This window comes from Enterocloster citroniae (assembly GCF_040545455.1).
Classification (GTDB): domain Bacteria; phylum Bacillota; class Clostridia; order Lachnospirales; family Lachnospiraceae; genus Enterocloster; species Enterocloster citroniae.
The window spans coordinates 54,758-81,106 of the sequence record NZ_JBEPLZ010000027.1 but is presented as its reverse complement, the minus strand read 5'-3'; the positions used below and the strand labels follow the sequence as shown (position 1 = coordinate 81,106).

Genomic DNA, 26,349 nt, shown 5'->3' with positions numbered 1-26,349 from the left:
TTGAATAATGTTAAGTAAATAAAGTATAATGTCCATGAGCAATGAAATCCTTTCTGGTATTTTGGAATTTTGGTCGAGGACATTATACCAAAAAAAGGGAGGTCATTGCTCTTTTTATTGCAAACTCCCATAAAATCAAGGTTTAAACAATAAAACAGGTAGTGAAACTTGACACTACCTCGAGCAGTAGGGAGGAATAAAGGATGAATGAAACAGAGCTGATAGAGTTGGCCTGCAAAGGCAGGGAACAGGCATATACCCCATACTCAGGTTTCAGGGTAGGAGCAGCGCTTCTTACAAGATCAGGAACGGTTTATCTCGGATGCAATATTGAGAATGCCTCCTATGGTCCCACCAACTGTGCGGAACGCACCGCGTTTTTTAAAGCAGTATCAGAGGGAGAACGGGAATTTGAAGCAATTGCGATCGTGGGTGGTCCCGGGGAAGGCCGGACAGGGGAGATGTGTGCCCCTTGTGGAGTCTGCCGTCAGGTAATGATGGAATTCTGCGATCCAAAAACCTTCAGGATCATTCTGGAAAACGGCGGTGGCAAGGTGAGGACGTTCCTCCTGGAAGAACTGCTGCCATTGGGTTTTGGGCCGGATAACCTGAAGGAGGCAGTGCCTGCGGATTCCCGCAAATGACGGCCGCTCTGCCTAAAACATCATAGGAAAGCCCACGATCAAAAGACGTGGAAAAGAATAAGAGGATCGGACGTGCAGCTGGCAAAACCAATGTTAAGACACGCCCTTGTGAGGAGAGAAGCAGCATGCAGAATTATTCTGGAGAAGAAGGATTACAATATCATTTACAGATTAGAAAAGGCGATGTGGGCCGCTATGTGATCATGCCGGGGGACCCGAAGCGCTGTGAGAAAATCGCAAAGCATTTTGACAATGCCCGGTTGGTAGCGGACAGCAGGGAATATATCACATATACAGGCTGTCTGGACGGGGAGAAGGTCAGTGTCACCTCAACCGGTATCGGCGGCCCCTCCGCGTCCATTGCCCTGGAGGAGCTGGTGCTGTGCGGCGCGGACACATTTATCCGGGTGGGAACCTGCGGCGGGATGGAGATGAATGTAAAAGGCGGGGACATCGTAGTTGCCACGGGAGCCATCCGTATGGAGGGAACCAGCAAGGAATACGCCCCCATTGAATATCCCGCGGTGGCGGACCTGGATGTGACCAACGCGCTGGTTTCAGCGGCAAAGGCATTGGGATATACCTATCATGCAGGGGTTGTGGAGTGCAAGGATGCATTTTACGGACAGCATGAACCGGAAAGGATGCCGGTAAGCTATGAGCTCCTCAATAAGTGGGAGGCATGGAAGCGCATGGGATGCAAGGCGTCTGAGATGGAATCCGCGGCTTTATTTATTGCAGCAAGCCATCTGCGCGTGCGCTGCGGCTCTGATTTCCTGGTGGTGGGTAACCAGGAACGGCAGAATGCGGGGCTGGATAATCCCATTGTACATGACACCGAGGCTGCGATCAAGGTGGCGGTGGAAGCCATCCGCAGGCTGATCAAGGAAGACAGGAGCTGATAACATGGAAAAGAAGGATATTTTGGGCAGGGTGGACCATACGCTGTTAAAGCAGACCGCCACATGGGAACAGATCGAGACGCTTTGCAGGGAGGGAATGGAACATGCAACTGCTTCCGTATGCATCCCGCCCTGCTATGTGAAGCGCGCCAAGGAGTATACAGGGGAAAATTTGGCCATCTGCACGGTCATCGGATTCCCCAACGGCAATATGACCACGGCCGCTAAAGTGTTTGAGACAGAGGACGCGGTCAGGAACGGCGCGGATGAGATCGATATGGTCATTAATATCGGGATGGTAAAGGAAGGGCTTTACGAACAGGTATTGGAGGAGATCAGACAGATAAAAGCTGCCTGCGCCGGAAAATGCCTGAAGGTGATCATTGAGACCTGCCTGTTAACGGAAAATGAAAAGAAGGAAATGTGCCGTGTGGTAACGCAGTCCGGCGCGGATTATATTAAAACCTCCACAGGCTTTTCCACAGGCGGAGCAACCCGGGAGGATGTGGCGCTATTGAGAAAACACTCCGGTCCCCGGGTCAAGGTCAAGGCCGCGGGCGGGATCGCATCTTTACAGGACGCGGAGGATTTTATTGCCCTGGGAGCCGACCGGCTGGGAACCAGCAGGCTGATACCGTAGAGATATGGAATGTGCAGAAATATGGAATGTGCAGAGATATGAAATGTGCAGAGATATGGAATGTGCAGGGATATGGATCATGGAGATGTAAAGGATAACGGGGACGGTCAGAAATGGCTGTCCTTTTTTGTGCGTTTATAGTAGAATTATTACAGAATATGTCAGAGGGGCAGGGAGCCCGCGGACTGACGGAGGCAGAGGAGTTTAAACGATTAAAGTATGCTGTATGACAAGGATATTAGGGAACCTCTTTTTGAGTTTCTGGAGGAAACCTATGGCAAAATGAGGATCATAGAAGAAAAACAGGTGGGAAGATCAAGGGCGGATATTGTGATGGTCCTTCCGGGGCGTTTGACAGGGATTGAAATAAAAAGTGATGCGGACACCTATGTGCGCCTGGAACGCCAGGTCAGGGATTATGACCGGTATTTTGACCAAAACATCGTGGTGGCAGGTTCCACCCATGGGGCCCATGTACAGGAACATGTCCCTGAATGGTGGGGTATCATTACAGTGGAGCAGACACAGGAGGGGATTGATTTTTATATTCGGCGGGAGGCAGGGAAAAATCCTCAGATGAACTGGAAACGCAAGCTCAGCCTTTTGTGGCGCCCGGAGCTGGTGCACATTCAGGAGTTGACCCAAATGCCCAGATATAAGGAAAAGAGTAAGGCCTTTGTGATCGAGAAAATGATCCAAAAGGTTCCGGAGGAGCAGCGGTCCCTTTTGGTGAGCGAGGAACTGTTTGAACGGGATTATACACGGATCGAAGCAGTGATCCGGGATTACAAAAGCCGGAACAGGCCGGCATCTGAAAAGGGAACCGTGGGAAAGCGGAGAGCACGGCGCAGGAGGACGGGATCACGCAGTGGGATGATGTGACTGTCACAACATAGAATATGGATGGATTTTAATAGAAAATGATTGACGTGCCACAAAGATTTTCGTATAATTTTCATTAACGGTTGACAGAAGTCAACATCTTTAAAGAGTTGAAGTTCTTTATGATCCATAAGTGGATTTGGATCAAAAGCAGCAGATCAGCAGCAGATCAAATATGATATCAGGAAAATACCAGGAAGGTATGTTTATCCTTAAGGGATAAGTCTAGTTTCCTGGTATTTTTGTGCGTCTTGAAAGGGCGGCAGAGAAAAAATAAAACAGTTGGACCTGAGGAATCAGGGATGGCATTTCATGATTTAGAGGAGGACGGGAATGAAGAAACAAATAAGCTATACCGTGGCGGCGATCCTGGCAGTGACCTTGATGGCTGCCGGATGTGGGGGGAACAGTGCAAGTAAAACCGGACAGCCGGAAAATGGACAGCAGTCAGAAGCACCACAGTCAGAAGTGTCACGGTCAGAAGGGGCACAGTCAGAAGCACCACAGCCGGGAACATCACAGCCGGGGGCATCACAGGCAGGAACGGACAAGAACGATGTCATAGTTGTCATGGGGCCCACATCGGAACCAGAGGCGGGATTTGACCCGGCTTACGGATGGGGAGCGGGAGAGCATGTACATGAGCCTTTGATCCAGAGCACGTTGACCGTGACCACAACGGATCTGAAAATAGGGTATGACCTGGCAACAGGAATGGAGGCCAGCGATGACGGACTTACCTGGACCGTGACCATACGGGATGATGTGTCGTTTACAGACGGGGAAAAGCTGACGGCAGAGGATGTGGCATTTACGTATAATACACTGAGGGACACCAGCTCAGTCAATGATTTTACCATGCTGAAGGAGGCTGCTGCCCTGGATGATACCACGGTGGAATTCAGGATGAACAGACCGTATTCCATCTGGCCCTATACCATGGCAATTGTGGGGATCGTGCCCGAACATGCTTACGGAGCAGGATACGGGGAACACCCGGTGGGTTCAGGCCGTTATATGCTGAAGCAGTGGGATAAGGGACAGCAGGTGATCCTGGAGGCAAACCCTGGTTATTACGGGGAAGAGCCGAAAATGAAAAAGGTAACGATCCTGTTCATGGAGGAAGACGCAGCTTATGCGGCGGTCATGTCCGGACAGGCGGATCTGGCGTATACAGCGGCTTCCTACTCTGACCAGGCCCTGCCGGGATATGAACTTTTATCCTTTGAGACAGTGGATAACAGGGGATTTAACCTGCCGGCTGTTTCGGCAGGAGGGAAGAATGAGGACGGTATCCCCCTGGGAAATGATTTTACCAGCGATGTGCAGGTCAGGCGCGCCATCAATCTAGCCATTGACAGGGATGAGATGATCCACAATGTGCTCAACGGATTCGGAAGCCCGGCCTACAGTGTGTGTGACAAGATGCCCTGGTATAATGACGCTGCAAAGGTTTCCTATGATGCGGTGAAGGCGGAGCAGATCCTGGAGGAGGCAGGCTGGAAAGCGGGCGGCGATGGGATCCGGGAAAAGGATGGCGTCAGGGCATCCATGACCCTTATGTATCCTGCCAGTGATTCTGTGCGTCAGGCATTGGCGGCGGATACGGCCAACCAGTTAAAAAAGGTGGGTATCGAGGTAAAGACAGAGGGCGTGGGATGGGATACTGCTTATGACAGGGCCCAGGCCGAGCCGCTGATGTGGGGCTGGGGCGCCCATACGCCCATGGAACTTTACAATATTTACCACACCATAAAGGACTCCGGTGTGGCGGAGTATTCCCCTTATGCCAATGAGAACGTGGACCGCTATATGGATGAGGCTCTGGCATCCAGTGATCTGGAGCAGTCCTATGAGCTGTGGAAAAAGGCGCAGTGGGATGGAAATACAGGGATAACCCAGGACGGGGATATTCCGTGGATCTGGCTGGTGAATATTGACCATCTGTACTGGTCCAGGGAGAACCTTAAGGTGGCTGACCAGAAGCTTCATCCCCACGGCCATGGCTGGACGATTGTGAATAATGTGGACCAGTGGAGCTGGGAATAGGATTTGTGGTTTGGATGAAAGGACGATAACATGAGTTTGAGACAGGTTGGAAGGAGTATCATACGGCTGGGCGTGCTTCTTGTGCTGGTCAGCATTGCGGCATTTTTCCTGGTGACCGTGTCGCCCCTGGATCCGTTAAAGACCAATGTGGGGCAGGCGGCGCTGGGAAGCATGAGCCAGGAGCAGATCGCACAGCTTGAGGAGTACTGGGGCGTAAACACGCCGCCTGTGAAACGGTACGTGTCCTGGGCAGGAGATTTCCTGCAAGGGGATATGGGGATGTCCCTGCTGTACCGCCGGCCTGTCTCCAAGGTGATTGGGGAAAAGCTGGCCAATTCCCTGTGGCTGATGGCATCGGCCTGGGTGATATCCGGCGTGGTGGGATTTGTGCTGGGGGTGGCTGCAGGGGCCAGGAAGGGAAGGCTGACAGATAAGCTGATCTCCGGGTACGCCCTTGTCACTGCCAGCACGCCGGCTTTCTGGCTGGCCTTGGTATTGTTGATGGTGTTTGCGGTGTGGCTGAAGATCCTTCCCATTGGGCTCAGCGTTCCCATTGGAATGGAGGCGTCCGCGGTCACCCTGGGGGACCGGCTGGTCCACGGCATCCTTCCGGTGGCTGCACTTTCCATTACCGGCATTTCCAATATCGCCCTTCATACAAGGGAGAAGATGGCAGAGGTGATGGAGAGCGATTATGTGCTGTTTGCAAGGGCAAGAGGGGAGTCGGAGTGGGAGATCGTGAAACGGCATGGAATACGCAATATCCTGCTTCCGGCCATGACCCTTCAGTTTGCCTCGGTCAGTGAAATTTTCGGCGGTTCAGTGCTGGTGGAACAGGTGTTTTCCTATCCCGGACTGGGACGTGCTGCTGTTACGGCCGGACTGGGAGGGGACGTGCCGCTGCTGCTGGGTATCACCATGATCAGCGCCGCCATTGTGTTCGGGGGCAATCTCACTGCAAATGTGCTTTACCAGGTTGTGGACCCGAGGATCAGAAAAAGGAGGGCTGGGTGATGGGATGGTTTTCAGAGTGGAACCGGCGTAAGACCCTGTTCCTGTTTCTGATCATGGCAGCCCTGATGCTGGCAGCCATTACAGTGGGGGGAAGGGTTCTGGCGGATGAAGCTATGGTGACGGATTTTTCCAGAAAGAATCTGGCTCCCTGTCTTCAATATCCCTTTGGGACAGACTGGATGGGGCGCGATATGTTTGTGAGGACCATCACGGGCTTGTCGCTGAGCATAAGGATCGGCATTCTGACCGCGGCGGTGAGTGCGGTGATCGCCTGCTTTATGGGAACAGCGGCAGCCTGCCTGGGAAAGGCGGCGGATGGGATCGTGGCAGGGATCATTGACCTGGTCATGGGGATCCCCCATATCCTTTTGCTCATTCTTATTTCCTTTGCGGCCGGTAAAGGATTCTGGGGTGTGATGATAGGGATTTCCCTGACACACTGGACATCCCTGGCAAGGCTTTTGAGAGCGGAGGTCATGCAGCTGAAGGAAAGCCAGTACATTAAGATAGCGGGCAAACTTGGAATGGGAAAAGTGCGGATCGCGTGGAAACACATGATGCCCCATCTGCTGCCGCAGGTGCTGGTGGGCGTGGTCCTTTTGTTTCCACACGCCATCCTCCACGAGGCAAGCATTACCTTCCTTGGGTTCGGACTTCCCCCGGAACAGCCGGCTATCGGTGTGATCCTGTCTGAGAGCATGAAGTATCTGACCATGGGGAAATGGTGGCTGGCCCTGTTCCCGGGACTGCTGCTGGTGTTTGTGGTGGTGCTGTTCCATTTTATCGGCGACACCCTGGTGACGCTGACCAATCCCAATAAGGCCCATCTGTAGAACGCAGGGTCATGGGTTTGGCGCTATAAACGTTGGATGTGCGGCACACGGCCGGGAATGGAAGGAGATTAGGGGTATGGAGACAATATTATCAGTGGAACACCTGATGATCTCATTTTCCCAGTATGAGAGGGGATGGAGGAAGACGCAGCTTCCTGTCATCAGGGATTTAAGCGTCAATATAAAAGAACATGAGATCGTGGCCGTGGTGGGTTCCAGCGGTTCAGGAAAAAGCCTGCTGGCCCACGCGGTTATGGGGCTGCTTCCGGCCAATGCTTCATGGTCGGGGCCAATTTCCTTTGAGGGGGAAGAACTGACACAAAAGCGGGTAAAGGAACTGAGGGGGAACCGGATGGTCCTGGTGCCCCAAAGTGTTTCCTATCTGGATCCCCTTATGAAGGTGGGAGACCAGGTGAGAAAGGGGCATAAGGATGAGGCGTCCAGAGCCCGCAGCAGGGAAGTCACCGGCAGGTATGGGCTGGGGGAGGAGACGGAAGAGCTTTATCCGTTCCAGCTTTCCGGCGGAATGACAAGGCGGATTCTGATATCCACTGCCGTGATGGAAAAACCAAAGCTGGTGATCGCGGATGAACCCACACCGGGTCTGCATATCAGCGCGGCCAAGCGGGTGTTGTCACATTTTCGGGAGATCGCGGATGAGGGGGCAGGGGTGCTTCTGATCACCCATGACCTGGAACTGGCGCTGGAGGTGGCTGACCGGATCGTGGTGTTCTATGCGGGCACCAATGTGGAGGAAGCGGCCGTGTCTGACTTTGAGAGGGAGGAAGGGCTGCGCCATCCTTATACCAGGGCTTTGTTCAGGGCGATGCCGGCACATGGATTTGAGGCTGAGCCCGGCGCACAGCCCTATGTGAAGGATCTTCCACCCGGCTGCCCGTACGGACCCAGATGTCCCCATATGGATCCCGGCTGTTTGGAAGAAATAGAGTATCGCTCTTATAGGGGCGGTATGGTAAAATGTAGGAAGGCGGTACCATGAGACTGGCGGCGGAGAACATTTCCTTTCAATATGATAATGGAAACAGGAAGATACTGAACAATGTGAGCATGAGCCTGGAGCAGGATGAGCGGGTAGGGATTACGGCGCCCAGCGGATTTGGAAAGACCACCTTTTGTAAAATACTTGCCGGATATGAAGATCCGGACCATGGGCGTGTCCTGCTGGATGGAAAGCCTCTTTCCGGCTATGGACCCTACTGCCCGGTTCAGATGGTGTGGCAGCATCCGGAGATGTCCGTGAATCCACGGCTCAGGATGGCGGAGGTCATAAAGGAAGGGGACGGGGTGGAGGAACGGATCCTGAATGGTCTGGGAATTGAACCGGACTGGATGAACCGGTTCCCGGGTGAGCTTTCCGGAGGGGAGCTGCAGAGGTTTTGCATTGCCAGGGCATTGGGTAAAAGGACGCGGTTTCTGCTGGCGGATGAGATCAGCACCATGCTGGACCTGATCACACAGAGCCAGATATGGAATTTCCTTTTGGAGGAGGTTGGCCGCCGCAGGATCGGGCTGGTGGTGGTGAGCCACTCCGGGGAACTGCTGGAGCGGGTGTGCACCAGGATTGTGGATTTAAAGGAGGAAATTTGAAGATGGACGTAAGAGAACTGCTGGAAAAGGTGAAAACAGGGGCAGTTGACATAGAGGATGCACAAAAGGTTTTAAAGGATCTCCCCTATGAGGATCTGGGATATGCAAAGCTGGACCATCACAGAAAACTCAGATCGGGATTTGGAGAGACTGTGTTCTGCCAGGGAAAACCGGACGCATATCTGCTGGAGATCTACAGGCGGTTTTATGAGCGGGACGGGGAGGTGCTGGGAACAAGGGCAACCGGGGAACAGTTTAAGCTGGTCCAGTCCGCTGTGCCGGAGGTGGTCTATGACCCCATCTCCAGGATCCTCAAGGTGGAACGCCCGGGCAAGGAAAGAAAAGGGCTGATCGCAGTATGCACAGGCGGCACGGCGGATATACCCGTGGCGGAGGAAGCTGCGCAGACAGCGGAGTATTTCGGATGCGCGGTGGACCGGATCTTTGATGTGGGAGTGGCGGGCATCCACAGACTGCTTTCCCAGCGGGACCGGATCATGAAAGCCAACTGCATCATTGCAGTGGCGGGAATGGAAGGCGCATTGGGCACTGTGATCGCAGGTCTTGCAGACTGCCCGGTGATCGCGGTCCCCACATCCGTGGGCTATGGGGCCAGTTTTCATGGTTTGTCAGCTCTTTTGACCATGCTGAATTCCTGCGCTAATGGAATTTCAGTTGTAAATATTGACAATGGATACGGGGCCGGTTACCTGGCCACGCAAATAAACAGATTGGCGGTAAGATAAAATGGGAAAGATATTGTATTTGGAATGTAATTCAGGGATCAGCGGAGATATGACGGTTGGGGCGCTTTTGGATCTGGGCGCGGACAGGCATGTGTTGGAACACGCCCTTGGAAGCCTGGGAGTGGGCGGATATCATCTGCATTTTGGGCGGAAGAACGTGTGCGGGCTGGATTCCTATGATTTTGATGTGCATTTGGAAAAGGACGGACATGGGCATAGTCATGAACATGGGGAAGGGCATGGGCACAGTCATGAGCATGGGGAAGGGCATGGGCACAGTCATGAGCATGGGGAAGGGCATGGGCACAGCCATGGTCATGGGGAAGGGCATGAGCACAGCCATGGTCATGGGGAAGGGCATGGGCACAGCCACGATCATGCAGATGCGCAGTCCCATACTCATGACCAGTGGGAGATCCATGAGCATGCCCATCTCTATGGGGAGATCCATGAGCATGCCCATCTCTATGGGGAGATCCATGAGCATGTCCATCCCCATGAGGAGATCCACGAGCATGAACATTCCCATAGCCATGAACATTCCCACAGCCACGAACACCCCCATGAGCATTCTCATTCCCACGGAGATGACCATGGCCATGTGCACAGAAATCTTTTTGACATATACCAGATCATCGACAGGCTGGAATCCAATGACCATGTGAAGGATTTAGCACGCCGGATGTTCAGGATCGTGGCCGAGGCAGAGTCCAGGGCCCATGGTCTGCCGCTGGAACAGGTGCATTTCCACGAAGTGGGAGCCACTGATTCCATTGTGGATATCATCAGTGTGGCGGTGTGTGTGGACAACTTGGGAGTGGAGGACGTGGTGGTGTCACCCTTGTCTGAGGGACATGGCCATGTACATTGCCAGCATGGGATCCTCCCTGTTCCCGTTCCGGCCACGGCCAATATTGCATCAGCTTATGGGCTGGATCTCAGGCTTACGGACAATGACGGGGAGATGGTCACCCCTACGGGGGCAGCGATTGCGGCAGCGCTGCGCACCATGGATCATCTGCCGGATTCCTGCCGGATCCTTAAGATCGGAATGGGAGCAGGAAACCGGGTATTTAAACAGGCCAATGTGCTCCGCGCCATGTTGATGGAGACATCGCAAGCAGACAAGGAAACGGATCATGGGAACGGCCCGGGCTATAACAAAGACCTGGGCTATGACAGAGACCCGGCAGGGGAAACTTCCTGGAATGGCTGTTCCATGTGGATGATGGAGACCAATCTGGATGACTGTACAGGAGAGATCCTGGGCTTTACAATGGAACTGCTTTTAGAGGCAGGGGCTGCGGATGTGTGGTATACACCGATCTTTATGAAAAAGAACAGGCCTGCGTACACTCTGTCCGTGCTGTGCAGGAAAGAGGACCGGGAAAAGCTGGAGGATATCATACTGATCCATACCACGACCATTGGGATCAGACAGTACCCGGTGACAAGGACCGTGCTTTCCAGGGAAAAGATGAGTGTGGACATGGACTGCGGCCAGGCGGAGGTAAAGGTATGCGCCTATAAGGATAAGAGATTTTATTATCCGGAGTATGAGAGTGTGCGCCGTATCTGCCGTGAAACAGGGCGGGACTTTATGACCGTATACCGGGAAGTGCAGATGGAAGCACAGGGGAAAGGATTGTAAATATGAATGAAAGGGAAATGCTCCATTACAGGATGAGGGAACTGGCATCAGAGGATATCTGCCTTGCGTTTTCCGGGGGAGTGGATTCAAGCCTGCTCCTTAAACTGGCGGCTGACGCGGCTGCCGAAACAGGGAAACGGGTGTACGCAGTGACATTTGACAGCAGGCTCCACCCATCCTGTGACCTGGAGATCGCCAGACGGGTGGCCGGTGAGCTGGGGGGAATCCACCAGGTCATAAAGGTGGATGAACTGGAGCAGGAGGAAATACGCTTCAACCCCGAAAACCGCTGTTATCTGTGCAAGCGCCATCTGTTTATGACGCTGAAGGATCTGGCACAGGAAAAGGGGGTCCGCTGGATCCTGGACGGCACCAACGAGGATGACATGCACGTGTACCGTCCGGGAATCCATGCACTGAGGGAACTGGGGATCATAAGCCCTCTGGCGGAGCTGCATATTACAAAGGAGATGGTTAAAGAGATGGCCGCCGAGTACAATATCTCTGTGGCATCAAGGCCCTCCACCCCCTGCATGGCTACCAGGCTGCCGTATAATACAAAAATTGACTATGAGGTGCTGGAGCGGATCGCCCATGGGGAGGAGTACCTTAAGAGTGTTTTAGGGGGCAATGTACGGCTGCGCCTTCATGGCCAGATCGCCAGGCTGGAGGTGGACCAGAGCGCATTTCCCAGCCTGCTGGAGATGAGGGAGGAAGTGGTCCGCAGGCTGAAAATGCTGGGATTTACCTATGTGACCCTGGATATGGAGGGATTCCGTTCAGGAAGTATGGATGTGGGGATTGAAGAAAACAGATAAGAGGTCCAATCAAGTGTGGCCCGGTTCCTATGATAATGAGAGGATGCAAAAGGCCATTGACAAAACGATCAATATTACTGCATGGGATCATGATAAGCTGGTGGGCTGTATCCGTATATTAAGTGACGGCTATCTGTTCGGCACCATATCGGAAGTACTTGTCCTGAAAGAATACCGAAAACAGGGGATAGGCAGAGAACTGATGGACCGTGCAGCGGACATTTCCCCAACATCCCTGTTTTTTGGCGCTCAGCCGGAAGCGGAAGGCTTTTATGAACGTCTCAATATAGAGAAGTCATTGCAGTCATTTATGATCAACAAGTCAAAAGGATAGACATATCGTATTGACCACTTATGTATAAGGAAATCAATGCAAATGCCGGTATTATCCGATGTTGGATAATGCCGGCTTTCCTATTATCAAAATTTGAACATTTCCCCCTTATATTAATGAAATAAAAACTTTACTCCGATATAAAACCGTGCTAGAATAAAAATCGTGAGTATGTAAAATTTACGTAAAGATAAAGTAAAAGAATGAGAGAGTAGGTAAAAAAGAATTATGGATATGTCGTTTTCCTTTTTCCTGCAACAGTTAGTGACGAATCCGGCCTTGCTGATCACAGTCCTTCTGACCTTGGGGGTTATCTGTGTAAATGGTATCACGGATGCACCCAATGCCATTGCGACCTGTGTGTCCACCAGGTCCCTGGATGTAAATGTCGCCATTGTCATGGCTGCTGTCTGTAACTGCGCCGGAATTGTTGTCATGACCATGATCAATGCCACGGTTGCGTCCACCATCACCAACATGGTTAATTTTGGTGATGATACTTCCATTGCCTTGATTGCGCTGTGTGCGGCTCTGTTTTCCATTGTGGTGTGGTCATCCTTCGCAGTATCCATCGGCTGTCCCACCAGTGAGAGCCATGCATTGATCGCAGGCCTTACAGGAGCGGCTGTGGCGATCCGCGGCGGGTTCTCCGCCATCAATGCTTCTGAGTGGATGAAGGTGGTCTATGGTCTGGTCTTTTCCGTGGTATTGGGATTTTCAAGCGGATATCTTTCCTGTAAGCTGGTCTCCTGGACCTGCCGGAATATGGACAGGCGCAGGACCACAGGGTTTTTCCGGTACGCACAGATCGCCGGTGCGGCGGCCATGGCCTTTATGCACGGCGCACAGGACGGACAGAAGTTTATGGGTGTCATGCTTCTTGGAATCTGTATGGTGAACGGAAGCAGCAGCACGGCAGGGGTAGAGTTCCCGCTGTGGATGCTTCTTCTGGGGTCTGCGGCCATGGCTCTTGGAACGTCCATTGGCGGAAAAAAGATCATCAAGTCAGTGGGAATGGATATGGTCCGCCTGGAGAAATACCAGGGCTTTTCGGCGGATATGGCAGGAGCGGCCTGTCTGCTGGGCTTTTCGATGTTTGGAATCCCGGTGAGCACCACCCACACAAAAACCACTGCGATCATGGGAGTGGGTGCGGTGAAGCGTCTTTCAGCCATTAATTTCAGTGTTGTCAAGGATATGGTAATGACCTGGATCATGACGTTCCCGGGCTGCGGTATCATAGGATTCTTCATAGCAAAGCTGTTTATGATGCTGTTCCACGGTTAGGATAAGGAGAAGATGAGATGTCTAAGAAAAGCGATAGCTACTATTTTCAGAATTTTATAGAATGTGTCCAGTGCGGCTGCGAGGCGGCAAAGATGCTGGAGGATAACCTGATGAACTTCGACACAGGCCTTTTGCAGGACAAGCTGGATGAGCTGCATAAGATCGAGCATGACGCGGACAAGAAAAAACATGAGATGATGGGGGTTCTGGTAAAGGCGTTCATTACTCCTATTGAGCGTGAGGATATCATCCTTTTGAGCCAGAGCATTGACGAGGTGACGGACAAGATCGAGGACGTTCTGATCCGTATCTACATTAACAATGTACATACTATTAAGCCGGAAGCAGTGGAATTTACAAAGGTCATTATCCGCTGCTGCAATGCCCTGAAGGAAGTGATGGAAGAATTTGCGGACTTTAAGAAATCCAAAACACTCCATGGGCTGATCATTGAGATCAATGCATTGGAGGAGGAAGGGGACCGCATGTTCATTGATTCCATGCGGAAACTCCACACAGAGGTGAAGGATCCCATTGAGATCATTGCGTGGAGAGAGATCTATGTGTATTTGGAAAAATGCTGCGATGCCTGCGAGCACGTGGCTGATATTGTAGAGAGTGTGATCATGAAAAATACCTGATGCAAGCAGGTATTTCCCATAAGGCATTGTTCCTGAATAAAAGCAGGGACAGTGCCTTTTTTCACATTGTCAACACAAATATTACAAAAGCCTGACACATTTTCACGTTAATCTAAAGGGGACGAAACAGTAAAGGAGGAAGGAAAATGGCACAGATCGTATTCAAACGGCATGAGAAAAAGTATCTGCTGACAGGCGAACAATACCAGCGTCTGATGCTGGTCCTAAACGGTGTTATGGACATGGATGTGTATGGCCGCCATACCATCCGCAATATTTATCTGGATACGCCGGATTATGAGCTGATACGCACCTCCATAGAAAAGCCCGTGTACAAGGAAAAGGTAAGGCTGCGCTGTTACGGCGGATCAATAGATGACAGCTCCACTGTATTTGTGGAAATCAAAAAAAAGTTTGAGTCCGTGGTGTATAAGCGGAGAGTGGAGATGAGCCTGGAGACAGCCAGGAAATATCTCTATTATGGGATTGAACCAAAGGAAGAGGGACAGATCCTTAAGGAAGTGGATTATACGGTCAAGCGGTATGGGTTAAGGCCCATGGCTTATATCTCCTATGAGAGGACGGCTTATACCTGTCAGATGGACCGGGAGCTGCGGGTGACCTTTGATCAAAATATCCTGGGACGGCTGGGAGAACTGGATCTGCGGGTGGAACCATATGGAAAATGCCTTTTGCCCCAGGACATGGTCCTGATGGAGATCAAGATAACGGATGCCATGCCGGTGTGGTTTAGCAGGATACTGGCGGATTTTGGGATCTTTCCGGTTTCCTACTCCAAGTATGGAACATTTTATGGAAAATACATCCATCCCATGCTGATGGCGGCCATTGAGGAGGAAAATGGGGGATACAGCGGCCGGACCCAATATGAACAAGGAGGGCTTATCTGTGCTTGAGAGTATTTTAAATGAAACAACATCTAATATTACAATGGTACATATGGCAGTGTGTACAACTGTTTCCCTGGCCCTGGGATTGATACTGGCAGCCGTTCACATGTACAGGAACCAGAGCAGCCGGAGCTTCCTTATGACCCTGGCCGTGCTTCCCGTCATTGTGCAGATGGTGATCATGATCGTAAATGGAAACCTGGGGACCGGCGTGGCTGTGATGGGTGCATTCAGCCTGGTGCGGTTCCGCTCCCTGCCGGGCAATGCCAGGGAGATAAGCAGTGTGTTCCTGGCCATGGCAGTGGGATTGGCCACAGGAATGGGGTTCATAGGGATCGGCGTGTTTATGGTAGCCGTGGTGGGAGTTGTCACCATCCTGCTTTTGATGGTTCCCGATATGAGTGGGCAGCTTCTTCGCAAAGAACTGAAGGTGACCATACCGGAAAATCTGGATTACACCGGAATCTTTGACGACATTTTCCAGAAATATGCCAAAAAGGCAGATATGATCCGGGTGAGAACCGTGAACATGGGAAGCTTGTATGAGCTGTGTTATCATGTGGAACTTAAATCTCAGGAAGTGGAAAAGGCTTTGCTGGATGAGATCCGGTGCCGCAATGGGAACCTGACCGTGGTATGCGGCAGGCTGGATTCGGGAAATGAGAACCTGTAGCCGGAGGTTTTAGTAAGGCATCGGATGTCCTGAACAGTTACGAAAAGACGGAAAAAGGAAAGAAAGGTGGTTTGAAATGATAAAGATCAAAAGGCAGAACGGCAGAAGAAAGGTGAGATGGGCGGCGGCGCTGGCGGCACTCATACTGGCCCTGCAGCTGGCCGGATGCAGCAAAGGAACAGGGGAGGGCGCCGGGGGCGGTAAAACCCAGGAAACCTCCGGGCAAGGTTCCGGCTGGGATTCCGGCCAGGATGGTTCCAAACAGCCTGAAAGCGGCACTGGCCAGGCGGAAGGGGATCTGAATGGGACGGATGGAGCGGATGCTGCTGGCACACACGGAAAATCAGCTGAATATGACGACAGTGATCTGGATGAGGGCTGGGATGAGGCATCCTCCACTGTCATAGACTGCAGTGGATCAGAGGTGACGATCCAGGGGGACAATGGGGTGGCGGAAAACGGAACCATCCGCATAACGGCTGCCGGAACCTATGTGCTGCGGGGGAATTTTGACGGGCAGCTTCTGGTGGATGCAGGCAAGGACGATCTGGTCAGGCTTGTGATGGACGGATTCCACATTTCTAATGCAAACACATCCCCCGTGTATGGAAAACAGAGCAAAAAAATCATCCTGATCCTGGCGGAGGGAACTGATAATTCAGTGACGGACGGTGCGGAATATATATTTGGATCCACAGATGAGGATGAGCCTGACGCCGCCGTGTTCAGCAAGGACGACCTGACCATCAACGGAACGGGAAGCCTTACAGTCAACGGAAACTACAGCAATGGGGTGCGGAGCAAGGACGATCTTAAGGTCATATCCGGCACCCTCAACATAACGGCTGTAAAAGACGGGCTGAAGGGCAAAGACTCCGTGACAATCAGGGACGGCAGGATTCAGATCAAGACCGGGGAGGACGGCATTAAATCCAACAATGATAAGGATCCTGAAAAGGGATACGTGATCATAGAAGGGGGAGACATTGTCATTCAGGCCGGGGATGACGCGGTCCACGGGGAGACATGGCTGACAGTTTCAGGCGGCACCATCGATATACAGGAGAGCTACGAAGGCCTGGAGGGGCTGAAGGTGGATATAACCGGCGGAAACATCAGGATCAAGTCCACGGATGACGGGATCAATGCCGCGGGAGGAAGCGGCGGGTCCGGCCAGGACAGTGAGAGGGAAAAAATGCAGAATAACCCGGAAGCATATGTGCGGATCACAGGAGGGACCATTGTGGTGGATGCCATGGCGGACGGGATCGATTCCAATGGAAACTTGTACGTGGAAGGCGGGGAAACCTATATTAACGGCCCTGTAAGCAACGGGGACGGGGCGTTGGATTATAACGGGACGGCAGTCATAAACGGCGGTATATTCGTAGCGGCGGGAAGTTCCGGCATGATGCAGGGATTTTCAGAAGAATCTGCCCAGAATTCCATCCTAGTGTTTTACAGTGAAAACCAGGCAGCCGGTTCCCAGGTGGTCCTGTCCGATGAGGACGGCAGGGAGCTTCTCACATTTGAGCCAAAGAAGGATTTTGGATGTATTCTCTTAAGCCTGCCGGGTCTGGAACAGGGAAAGACCTATCAGCTGTCCACGGCAGGGGAGGAACAGGACATTACCCTGGACCAGGTCATGACCCGGTTGGGAGAGCAGATGAACGGCAGAGGAATGGGCAAAGGCCCTGGCGGAGGTAATGGGGGTGACTTTGGAGGCAGGATGCCGGAGGACGGCCGAGGGCTGGAAGGCAAAGATGCAGCCGGAGATGGCCAAATGTCCGAGGGCAAAGGCGGGATGCCCGGCGGCGGCAGAATGCCCCGCGGCGATGGCAAAACAGGGGAGGAGGGCACCGATATGCCTGACTCAGCAAGGGAACGTACGGTCAGTGAATGACCAGGTAAGCCATAAGGTTCCAGAATTTCCAATTACATACCATATTTGACAAATAATCCTGTTAGAAGCAGCTTAAAGCAGCGATCAACGGTTCCTTGGCACAGCAGGAGCAGAACTGCCCGGAACACGGTATTTGGGCGGCTGGAAGGGTCTGCGCCGGAGTGCTTATCCCTGAGGGCGTTCACAGGGAAATGGTAAACCTGTGGCACCGGCACGCTCATTGGCCTGTACACCCAGAGGAAAGTGACAGTTGCATAAAAATAAATAATGAATTATAATGTAACAAGTGCAGGATGTATTGAATCTGCTTGTTAGGAAGCGGATGACGTGGTAAATGAAAGGAGATTTGGCATGAAGAAACGTTGGGCAATGACACTGGCAGCTCTGGCGCTGAGTGTGGTTATGACAGTACCCGCATATGCCGGTACATGGAAATATGTAAATGATCAGTGGAAGTACCAGAGAGGCGCGAACAAGTACGCTTACAACGAATGGATCAAGGACAATGATAATTGGTATTACATAGGTAATGACGGCTTTATGAAGACCGGCTGGCAGCAGATCAAGGGTTATTGGTACTATCTGGACCAGAGCGGTGTGATGCAGAATGGCTGGTTCAAGGATAATGACAAGTGGTATTTCCTGCTTCCAAACGGAGCCATGGCAACAAGCACTGTGATTGACGGACGCCAGCTGGGTACTGACGGTGTCTGGATCCCGGGCGAGGGCCAGGCAGAGCCGTCCAACAATATAGACTTATCCAATGGATACCTGGTGCAGAACATGCAGGAAGGTTTTTCCACAAAGGGATATAATATTATCACTTCAGGCAAGACTGCAGATGGGGACCGCTGGGAAAATGCGATCCGTCTCAAGGGAAAAGGCAGCTATGTAAAGTATAATACCAATGGCGAGTATAAGTTGCTCTCAGGCGCCATTTCACCGTCCTCCCAGTTCAGCAGCGGCCTTCTTGGCAAGGTGACTGTGTACGGGGACAATGATGTGGTGCTTTATACATCCCCTGACATCCACTATAATGAGAAGATCATGTACTTTGGTGCGGATGTGTCCGGACAGAACCAGGTTCGGGTGGAAGTTTCCCTGGTAACAGACAATGAGTGGGATGATCCCATTATACTGATGGATAAACTGTCCTTATATAAGTAATGGATCCTTTGGCGGATTGCGAAGACGCGCAGATGCATCATGTTATGTGGAGCATGGCGTGCCTCCGGCATAAGTCCGCAGGGGTGCATATGGATCGTGCCTACAGGGCGCTGCAGGATCAGCTTGCAGCGCCCTTTTGGTGGAAATGTTGCAGGAGAAGCGGTTGACAGGAAAAGTCAGGAGAGGATATTGTGTCAGGGATTGCAGTGTTTGTGCCGGACCAGGAGATGTACGGACAGGTAGAAGAGATCTTAAAGGAAAAAGAGTATCATGTAAAGGTCCTCAAGGTCATTGAGACAGAGGAAGCCGTGTATGAGGCCAGGAAGGCCATATCGGAGCAGGGGATCAATATCATTGTGGCCAGGGGAAAGCAGCTGGCCAATATACGCTGGTACACAAATGTGGCTGTCTCGGAGATACAGATGACCGGACAGGAGATGGGAGTCCTGGTCAACCGGGCCAAGGCGGCGGTGGGTAAGGAGAATCCAAAGATAGCTGTCTTTTACTGGGAAAATATGCTTTGTGACACCACGTATTTTGATGAGCTGTACGGCGTCCGCCTGCTTCGTTACCAGTTTAAGGAGGATGAGGAATGGCGCAGCGTATTTGCGCGGGCCTGTGAGGATCATCCCGACATCATAATAGGCGGAAAATCCACCAGGGAGGCTGCCGACAGACAGGGGATCCCGTCCCTGGCGTTTTTCTCCACAGGAGAATCCATCCGAACGGCCATGGACAATGCCGAATCACTGTACAGGATGGCTCAGGCGGAACAGCGCAATTATGCCCAGTTCTCCACCATTCTGGACAGCTCCTTTAACGGGATCATGAAGGTGACAAACAACGGGACCGTGCTTGTGATGAACCGGGTGATGGAACAGATTACCGGGGTTGCTGAAAAGAATGCGGTGGGAATGCCGGTGGGCAAGCTGTTTGGGGAACTGGACGGGGAGATCCTTTCCAAGGTGATAAGCGGCGGCATGGAGAATTATACCACCTTTATCAACCAGGGATCCTCCACCCTTGTGATGGTAATCGAGCCTATTATGGTGGAAGGCAGGCCCGAGGGGGCCATCCTCTCCTGCAACCGGTTAAAGCGCCTTGAAATAGAGGAGGAGAACCGCCTTCACGAGCAGTATCTGAGAGGGTATGTGGCCCATGGCACATTTGAGGACATTGAGCAGGAGCTGCCGGGACTTAAGGATACGATCCGGCTGGCAAAGCTCTATGCCCAGTCCTCCAGCCCGGTCCTGATCGAGGGGTATGCGGGCCCGGAGCAGGATGCCATCTGCCAGGGAATACATAATTACAGCCTGAGAAAGAACAATCCGTTCATTGCCATTAATCTGGCCGGGATGAGCGAGGACCAGCAGATGAAGACCCTGTTCGGTTCAGCCGACCCCAAGGGCAAGGACGTGGAAAAGGGGGCTGTGTGGCAGGCGGACAAGGGAACCCTTGTGATACAGAGTATTGATAAGATGACCCTGCCGGTCCAGTATCATTTCTCCAAAATGCTGAGAAGCAGAAGGATCCTTTTTAACTCCATTGAGAATATGAAGATAGTGGATATACGGATCATCGCGTGTACATCCAAGGATATTGATACCTGCCGCCGCCTGAACCGTATGAGAAGCGACCTTTATTATTCCCTCAACGCCCTGAAGATAAAGATTCCGGGACTGTGCCAGCGCCCTGACGACATGGCCTATCTCCTGGATTCCTATATGAAAAAGTATATGGACCAGTACTACCGCTATCACGCCATTACAGCCGGGGCCAGAAAGATGCTACTGGCCTACGGGTGGCCGGGGAATACCATACAGATGAGATCATTCTGCGAGAGGATGATCCTGACAGTGGGAAGAAGGACAATCACGGAAGAATATGTGAAGGGACTGCTGGAGGAGTTGTATGAGCATACCCAGGAGCCGGATTATTACATTCAGCATGGGCTGACGCCGCCCGGCAGCCAGGACGCAGCGGGGCAGATGCAGACAGGACAGGGAATGCCTAACGGAAGCTGTCCGGATCCGGCGCCCACTAACAGCGGCAGGGACAGGATCAGGGAAACGATCATAGAAACCCTTCAGCTGTGCAATGGGAACAGAACCCTTACAGCCAAAAAGATGGGCATCAGCACCACCACATTGTGGAGAAAAATGAAGCTTTACGGCATTGAAATTTAAGCGTGTATACATTCGTTTTGAATGGGTTATGAAAAGGTTTGAAAAAGAAATGTAATACAATGCAATAGTCGGAACGGCGCATGTGTGATTTGTATAATCACCATGCGTTTTCTCGTTTATAATGTCCATTGTTATTATGACGGAAAAATATATAATGTACACGTAAGATAACAGATAAACGGGAGGCAATGAGGATGTTTACATTTTCGTTTGAGGATAAAATAAAATTTACAAAAGCCGTATACTATCATTTTCATAAAATACCCCTGCCCAAGCCCTTTAAGGACGGAACCGGAGGAATGGGAAAGTTTGCGCCGGAACAGGGCTGCATTGAACTGTATGACCAGGAAGGTGCATGCGCCCACCTGGCAGTGGGACCCGGGTTTATTGCGGACATCCTTCCCATGGTCTTGAATGGGGAGGAGCACAGCTACAATGAGTGGAGGAACAGCCTTTACTGGAAGATACGAAACGCCGGATTTCAAAGTGAGAAGGCGGTGGAAGTGGGGCAGCTGGACCTGATGATGCTGGACATGCTGGCCCAGAGGGAGGGAAAACCTCTTCACAGATTTATGGGGGCCAATAAGGATTGGGCCCAGGCTTATAAGGGAGGCGGTTCCCTTCTCCTGGAGGATCATGAGCTGGTAGAGGATATGGTCCGGTATGTGGAGGAAGGATATACCACGGTTAAGTTTAAGGTGGGAAGCCAGGACGGCATGGATATGGAGCGGGACCTGCGCAGGATCGAGATGGTCCGAAAGGCTGTGGGAGACCGGATCGGGGTGGCGGTTGACTGCAACCAGAGATGGGATGTGGACAGCGCGTTCCGGTTTGCGAAGCTGTGTGAGCCATATAACCTGGCATGGCTGGAGGAGCCCATCCACTCCCATGACATGAACGGGATCCGCCGCTTAAAGGACATGGGGGTGGCCATTCCCATTGCCTTTGGGGAGTCCATGAGAATCTATTATGAATATGAAACCTATATTGAAAAGGGCGTGGACCATGTTCAGCCGTCATTGGGCAGGATGACAAGAATGGATGACATCATAAGAATCCGTGATCTGGCCCGTGAAAAGGGAGTTAAATTCACATCCGGTGGAAGAATATACCTGAACGCCATCTTTGGCTGCCTTTACAGCGAGGATGAATGGATCGAATACCATGAGCCGATCAGCCGTCCTGTGGGCGCTTACACCCTGTTCCAGCCCGAGGAAAAGAACGGGCGCTTCTACTGCCAGCCGGAGCTTCCGGGCAATCCCCAGCGAATGGACATCGATAAGCTGGAAAAGGACGGGCTTATGGAGAGCAGGGAAATATACTATCCGAAAAATTGGTAACCGTAAGGAGGCAATGGAATGAAATTTAAGACATTCAAAAAAAGGAATGTGGGGCTGCTGCTGATCCTGCCATGGTGGATCGGGTTTGTGATCTTTAAGCTGTACCCCTTTGCATCGTCACTGATCTACAGCTTTCATGATTACAATCTTTTCAGGACAGCCTCCTTTGCAGGTCTGAACAACTATAAAAAGATATTGGGCGACCCTTTGATCATGAAGGCCTTTGTGCAGACCTTTAAGTATGCGTTTCTTACAGTTCCGCTGGAACTGATATTTGCCCTGTTTATCGCTTATATCCTGAATTTTAAGATCAAGGGTGTGAACTTTTTCAGGACAGCCTACTATATCCCTTCCATTCTGGGCGGGTCGGTTTCCATTGCGGTATTGTGGAGATTCCTGTTTAAGACAGAGGGACTTGTGAACATGATCGGATCCAGGTTCGGCATCCAGCCCTTTAACTGGCTGGGGGATCCCACCGGGGCTTTCTGGGTGATCGTGCTTTTGAGGATATGGCAGTTTGGCTCGCCCATGGTGATCTTCCTTGCAGCCTTAAAGGGCGTGTCCCAGGACCTGTATGAGGCGGCTTCCATTGACGGGGCGGGAAAATGGAAGCAGTTCTTCAGCATAACCATACCCCTTATCACACCTGTTATTTTTTATAACTTTGTCACCCAGCTGTGCAATAAGTTCCAGGAATTTAACGGCCCCTTTATTGTGACCCAGGGAGGACCGCTCCGCTCCACCACTCTGGTATCCCTTCTGGTGTATAACAATGCCTTTAAGAGTTATGAGATGGGAATGGCAAGCGCCATTGCCTGGCTGTTGTTCCTGATCATCATGACCCTGACGGCTGTATCATTCCTGAGCCAGAGATACTGGGTATATTATTCAGATGAGGATGGGAGGTAAATGCAATGACTCGTGAAACACGCTATAAAGTCAATATGGTCTGCAGGTATGTCATCCTTTTGGTGGTGGGAGTTTTTATGGTATATCCCCTGATCTGGATGATCGGAGCCTCCTTTATGACCAATGAACAGATATTTTCAAGTGTAAGCTTTATACCAAAGGCACCCACTCTGAATGGGTATAAAAAAGGCTTTGCAGGATACCAGGGGATGACGCTTCTCCATTTCATGGCAAACACCTACAAATTTGTGATACCCAAAGTGCTTTTTACCGTGGCTTCAGCCACGTTGACCGCCTATGGGTTTGCACGGTTTAACTTTATGGGCAAACGCTTTTCCTTTGCAGTATTGCTGTCCACCCTTTTCCTGCCTCAGGTGGTGCTGAATGTGCCCCAGTATATACTCTTTGACCAGGTGGGATGGCTGGATTCCTACCTGCCCATAGTGATTCCCTCCCTGCTGGCAGGGGATACCTACTTTGTATACATGTTGATCCAATTCCTTCGGGGGATACCAAGGGAACTGGAGGAAGCGGCTGAGATTGATGGATGCGGGATCATGCAGAGGCTGTGGTATGTGATCGTACCTATGCTGAAGCCCTCCATTGTCTCCTGTGCACTGTTCCAGTTCATGTGGGCGTCCAATGATTTTATGGGCCCTCTGATCTATGTCAATACAGTGGCCAAATACCCGGTGTCCATTTTCCTCCGCATGTCCATGGACGCGGACGTGGGATTTGAGTGGAACAGGGTGCTGGCAATGTCGCTGATTGCCATCATTCCGTCATTGGTTGTATTCTTTGCAGCCCAGGATTCCTTTGTGGAAGGAATTGCGGCAGGAGGTGTGAAAGGATGAGAAACCGGCGGATCATTGACAGCCATGCCCATGTGGTCCAGTACATTGCCGGCACAGGTGCGGGCGGCGAGCTGCGCAGTATTGGAAACGGAATGGCCGTATATGCCAATGGACAGACCGTAAGGATGATACCCCAGGAGTTTGGCGGGGACTGCGTGACACCGGAGCAGCTGCTGCAGGTGATGGATGGGAACGGGGTGGAAAAGGCAGTGCTGCTTCAGGGGAATTTCTACGGTTATCAGAATTATTACACCCACCTGGCAGTCAAAAAATACCCGGACCGGTTTGCCGGTGCCGGCGCGTACGACCCATTTTCCAGGGACAGGGATGGAATCCGCAGATACCTGTTTGAAGAGCTGGGCTTTATGATAGAAAAGTTCGAGGTGAGCACCGGTTCCGGTCTGATGGCCATCCACCCAGAATTTAAGCTGGACGGGACTGTGATGGATGAAGCCTGTTCCTACGCCTGTGACCATGGTCATGTGTTTGTAATTGACATTGGAAAATGCGGAAGTGACAGCTGGCAGGTTCCGGAGCTTAAAAACCTGGTTAAAAGATATCCGGAAATGAAATTTGTGGCCTGCCATCTGCTGGCCCCATCGGATAAGGACAGAGACAGGCTGCGCCGGGCCTTAGAGCTGCTGCGGCTCCCCAACCTCTGGTTTGACCTGTCAAGCCTGGTCCATAACTGCAGGCCGGATGAATACCCGTATCCCAAAGCCATTGATTTTATCCAAATGGCCAAGGAGATCGTGGGAGCAGGGAAGCTGATGTTCGGCACGGATATGCCCTCGGCCCTGAAAGAAGATGTATATGGACATTATGTCAGCTATATAGATGAATCTCCTGTGCTTACGGACATGGAAAAAGAACTGGTTTTTTATGAAAATGCTTATGAAGTTTACTTTAATCATAAATAATGTAGAAGGGAAGGAAGAAAAATGAAAAAGAATGTTAGAAAATTAGGGGCCCTGCTTCTGGCAGGAGCAATGGCTGTCAGCACAGCGGGCTGTATGCCAACGGCAAAGCAGCAGGATGCCACAGCGGCACAGAACACGCAGGAGAGCAGCACGGCGCAGGAAAATGCGGGTGGAAGTGAGGCTGCACAGGGCGCAGGGGAAGCAGCAGCAGAACTGGCGGTGGATACCCAGACGCCCATCACCCTGAGGATGAACTGGTGGGGCGGAGATTCCAGACATCAGGCCACCCTGGCTGCCATTGAAAAATTTCAGGAGAAATATCCCAACATTACGGTGACAGCCGAGTATGAGGCATTTAACGGCCATGAGGAGAAAATCGCCCTGGGAATCAAGTCCGGCAATGCGGCGGACGTGATGCAGCTGGACTGGAGCTGGGTTCCCACCTATTCGCCAAACGGGGACAACTTCTATGATCTGAATAAGGTATCCAATATCTTGAACCTGGACAATTATACAGAGGGGGACAAGGCTGTGTTTACCATCAATGGCAAGCTGGACGCGATCCCCATCAGCAATACGGGAAGGGTGTTCTGTTGGAACAAGACTACCTTTGACAAGATCGGCGTGGAGATTCCGGGCACATTAGATGAACTGCTGGCAGCGGGCAAAGCATTCGAGGCATATGACGAATCCTACTATCCACTGGTCACAAAGGAACTGGACCGCGCGTTCCTCATGGTTTATTACCTGCAGTGTAAGTACGGCAAGGACTGGGTAAAGGATGGCGCGCTGCAGTACAGTCAGGAGGAGGTTGCAGAAGGGTTTGACTTCCTTAAGAACCTGGAGGACAATCACGTGATCCCCACCCTTCAGAAGGTGGCGGGAGACGGCGCCGATCTGATCGACACAAACGCAAACTGGATCGATGGCCATTATGCCGGCATTTTCCTGTATGACACCTCAGTTGTAAAGCATGCGGAGGCAGTAAAGGACGGCGAGTTTGTGATTGGTGATTACGTTGAGATGGGAGATTACCACGGTGGCTTTATCAAGGTAAACCAGGCATTTGGCATCAGCGCAACCACGGAGCATCCGGCAGAGGCTGCTGCGTTGATCCAGTTCCTGGTAGCTGAGGAAGACGGTGTAAAGACCCTGGGAGACACCCGCGGTGTTCCTGCCAACAAGGAGGGACTGGCCATGCTGGACTTAAGCGGAAGCCAGGTGGCAGAGGCCAATGCAAAGGCAGTGGCATGGAGCAGCTTCCAGATGGACCCTACCTTTGAAAGAAATTCCTTTACCGGTGCGGACGGCACATTCTTTAACGCCCTTCAGCTTTCCAGCTACGGGGAGAGCGATTCCATGTCCTGTGCAAAGATCGTACTGGACGGGGTAGCCCAGGAACTGGCAAGATAAGGGCGGTGAAAGAGGAATTAGATA

At 51.8% G+C, this 26,349-nt stretch carries 25 protein-coding genes; all 25 read left to right on the top strand.

The annotated features are described in order from the left end of the window. The first annotated feature begins 203 nt into the window (after nucleotides 1-203). Nucleotides 204-644 (top strand): cytidine deaminase, encoded by a 441-nt coding sequence (locus tag ABID13_RS24390; RefSeq protein ID WP_007868400.1) that lies wholly within the window; start codon nucleotides 204-206, stop codon nucleotides 642-644. A 125-nt stretch (nucleotides 645-769) separates the two neighbouring features. Then, the gene (gene udp / locus ABID13_RS24385; RefSeq protein ID WP_048929588.1) at nucleotides 770-1,546 is read left to right on the top strand and encodes a uridine phosphorylase; all 777 of its coding nucleotides are present in this window, start codon (nucleotides 770-772) and stop codon (nucleotides 1,544-1,546) included. A 4-nt stretch (nucleotides 1,547-1,550) separates the two neighbouring features. After that, on the top strand, nucleotides 1,551-2,186 hold the full coding sequence (gene deoC / locus ABID13_RS24380; protein ID WP_048929587.1) for a deoxyribose-phosphate aldolase: 636 nt from the start codon (nucleotides 1,551-1,553) through the stop codon (nucleotides 2,184-2,186). 219 nt (nucleotides 2,187-2,405) lie between these two features. After that, nucleotides 2,406-3,068, top strand: a complete 663-nt coding sequence (locus ABID13_RS24375) for a sce7726 family protein (RefSeq protein ID WP_048929586.1) — start codon at nucleotides 2,406-2,408, stop codon at nucleotides 3,066-3,068. Between the two features lie 333 nt (nucleotides 3,069-3,401). After that, a complete protein-coding gene (locus ABID13_RS24370) occupies nucleotides 3,402-5,117 on the top strand; it encodes an ABC transporter substrate-binding protein (RefSeq protein WP_048929585.1) in 1,716 nt (571 codons plus the stop codon). 30 nt (nucleotides 5,118-5,147) lie between these two features. Next, nucleotides 5,148-6,131: an ABC transporter permease gene (locus ABID13_RS24365; protein ID WP_045091727.1), complete on the top strand. Its 984-nt coding sequence runs from the start codon at nucleotides 5,148-5,150 to the stop codon at nucleotides 6,129-6,131. Beyond that, nucleotides 6,131-6,964 (top strand): ABC transporter permease, encoded by an 834-nt coding sequence (locus ABID13_RS24360; protein WP_048929584.1) that lies wholly within the window; start codon nucleotides 6,131-6,133, stop codon nucleotides 6,962-6,964. The genes ABID13_RS24365 and ABID13_RS24360 overlap by 1 nt, the downstream gene beginning before the upstream one ends. A gap of 76 nt (nucleotides 6,965-7,040) precedes the next feature. Next, nucleotides 7,041-7,964, top strand: a complete 924-nt coding sequence (locus ABID13_RS24355; RefSeq protein ID WP_048929583.1) for an ABC transporter ATP-binding protein — start codon at nucleotides 7,041-7,043, stop codon at nucleotides 7,962-7,964. Beyond that, on the top strand, nucleotides 7,961-8,572 hold the full coding sequence (locus tag ABID13_RS24350) for an ABC transporter ATP-binding protein (protein WP_007868383.1): 612 nt from the start codon (nucleotides 7,961-7,963) through the stop codon (nucleotides 8,570-8,572). The genes ABID13_RS24355 and ABID13_RS24350 overlap by 4 nt, the downstream gene beginning before the upstream one ends. 2 nt (nucleotides 8,573-8,574) lie before the next feature. Beyond that, a complete protein-coding gene (gene larB / locus ABID13_RS24345; RefSeq protein WP_007868382.1) occupies nucleotides 8,575-9,318 on the top strand; it encodes a nickel pincer cofactor biosynthesis protein LarB in 744 nt (247 codons plus the stop codon). A gap of 1 nt (nucleotide 9,319) precedes the next feature. Then, nucleotides 9,320-10,969, top strand: coding sequence for a nickel pincer cofactor biosynthesis protein LarC (gene larC / locus ABID13_RS24340; protein WP_048929582.1), 1,650 nt, complete (start codon nucleotides 9,320-9,322; stop codon nucleotides 10,967-10,969). A 2-nt stretch (nucleotides 10,970-10,971) separates the two neighbouring features. Beyond that, complete coding sequence (gene larE / locus ABID13_RS24335) at nucleotides 10,972-11,787, top strand: ATP-dependent sacrificial sulfur transferase LarE (protein WP_045091730.1); 816 nt, start codon at nucleotides 10,972-10,974, stop codon at nucleotides 11,785-11,787. Next, nucleotides 11,762-12,121, top strand: coding sequence for a GNAT family N-acetyltransferase (locus ABID13_RS24330; protein ID WP_048929581.1), 360 nt, complete (start codon nucleotides 11,762-11,764; stop codon nucleotides 12,119-12,121). The genes larE and ABID13_RS24330 overlap by 26 nt, the downstream gene beginning before the upstream one ends. A 228-nt stretch (nucleotides 12,122-12,349) precedes the next feature. Continuing rightward, a complete protein-coding gene (locus tag ABID13_RS24325) occupies nucleotides 12,350-13,408 on the top strand; it encodes an inorganic phosphate transporter (RefSeq protein WP_007868369.1) in 1,059 nt (352 codons plus the stop codon). 17 nt (nucleotides 13,409-13,425) lie between these two features. Further along, entirely contained in the window at nucleotides 13,426-14,049 is a 624-nt protein-coding gene (locus ABID13_RS24320; protein ID WP_007868367.1) for a DUF47 domain-containing protein, read from the top strand. A gap of 146 nt (nucleotides 14,050-14,195) precedes the next feature. After that, the gene (locus tag ABID13_RS24315) at nucleotides 14,196-14,966 is read left to right on the top strand and encodes a polyphosphate polymerase domain-containing protein (RefSeq protein WP_007868365.1); all 771 of its coding nucleotides are present in this window, start codon (nucleotides 14,196-14,198) and stop codon (nucleotides 14,964-14,966) included. Further along, nucleotides 14,959-15,633: a DUF4956 domain-containing protein gene (locus ABID13_RS24310; RefSeq protein ID WP_040417260.1), complete on the top strand. Its 675-nt coding sequence runs from the start codon at nucleotides 14,959-14,961 to the stop codon at nucleotides 15,631-15,633. Before ABID13_RS24315 ends, ABID13_RS24310 begins: the two co-directional genes overlap by 8 nt. Nucleotides 15,634-15,709: 76 nt before the next feature. Then, on the top strand, nucleotides 15,710-17,536 hold the full coding sequence (locus tag ABID13_RS24305; protein ID WP_048929580.1) for a carbohydrate-binding domain-containing protein: 1,827 nt from the start codon (nucleotides 15,710-15,712) through the stop codon (nucleotides 17,534-17,536). Nucleotides 17,537-17,887: 351 nt separating this feature from the next. Continuing rightward, nucleotides 17,888-18,703, top strand: coding sequence for a hypothetical protein (locus ABID13_RS24300; protein ID WP_007868356.1), 816 nt, complete (start codon nucleotides 17,888-17,890; stop codon nucleotides 18,701-18,703). 191 nt (nucleotides 18,704-18,894) lie between these two features. Continuing rightward, the gene (locus tag ABID13_RS24295) at nucleotides 18,895-20,889 is read left to right on the top strand and encodes a sigma-54-dependent Fis family transcriptional regulator (RefSeq protein WP_007868353.1); all 1,995 of its coding nucleotides are present in this window, start codon (nucleotides 18,895-18,897) and stop codon (nucleotides 20,887-20,889) included. Between the two features lie 194 nt (nucleotides 20,890-21,083). Beyond that, entirely contained in the window at nucleotides 21,084-22,229 is a 1,146-nt protein-coding gene (locus ABID13_RS24290) for an enolase C-terminal domain-like protein (RefSeq protein ID WP_007868352.1), read from the top strand. An 18-nt stretch (nucleotides 22,230-22,247) separates the two neighbouring features. Beyond that, on the top strand, nucleotides 22,248-23,138 hold the full coding sequence (locus ABID13_RS24285) for a carbohydrate ABC transporter permease (protein WP_045091734.1): 891 nt from the start codon (nucleotides 22,248-22,250) through the stop codon (nucleotides 23,136-23,138). A 5-nt stretch (nucleotides 23,139-23,143) separates the two neighbouring features. Then, the gene (locus tag ABID13_RS24280) at nucleotides 23,144-23,992 is read left to right on the top strand and encodes a carbohydrate ABC transporter permease (protein WP_007868347.1); all 849 of its coding nucleotides are present in this window, start codon (nucleotides 23,144-23,146) and stop codon (nucleotides 23,990-23,992) included. Beyond that, nucleotides 23,989-24,912 carry an amidohydrolase family protein gene (locus tag ABID13_RS24275; RefSeq protein ID WP_007868345.1) on the top strand — a complete coding sequence of 308 codons (924 nt, stop codon included), beginning with the start codon at nucleotides 23,989-23,991 and terminating at the stop codon, nucleotides 24,910-24,912. Before ABID13_RS24280 ends, ABID13_RS24275 begins: the two co-directional genes overlap by 4 nt. A 21-nt stretch (nucleotides 24,913-24,933) precedes the next feature. Next, nucleotides 24,934-26,325, top strand: a complete 1,392-nt coding sequence (locus ABID13_RS24270) for an ABC transporter substrate-binding protein (RefSeq protein ID WP_007868343.1) — start codon at nucleotides 24,934-24,936, stop codon at nucleotides 26,323-26,325. Nucleotides 26,326-26,349: the final 24 nt, after the last annotated feature.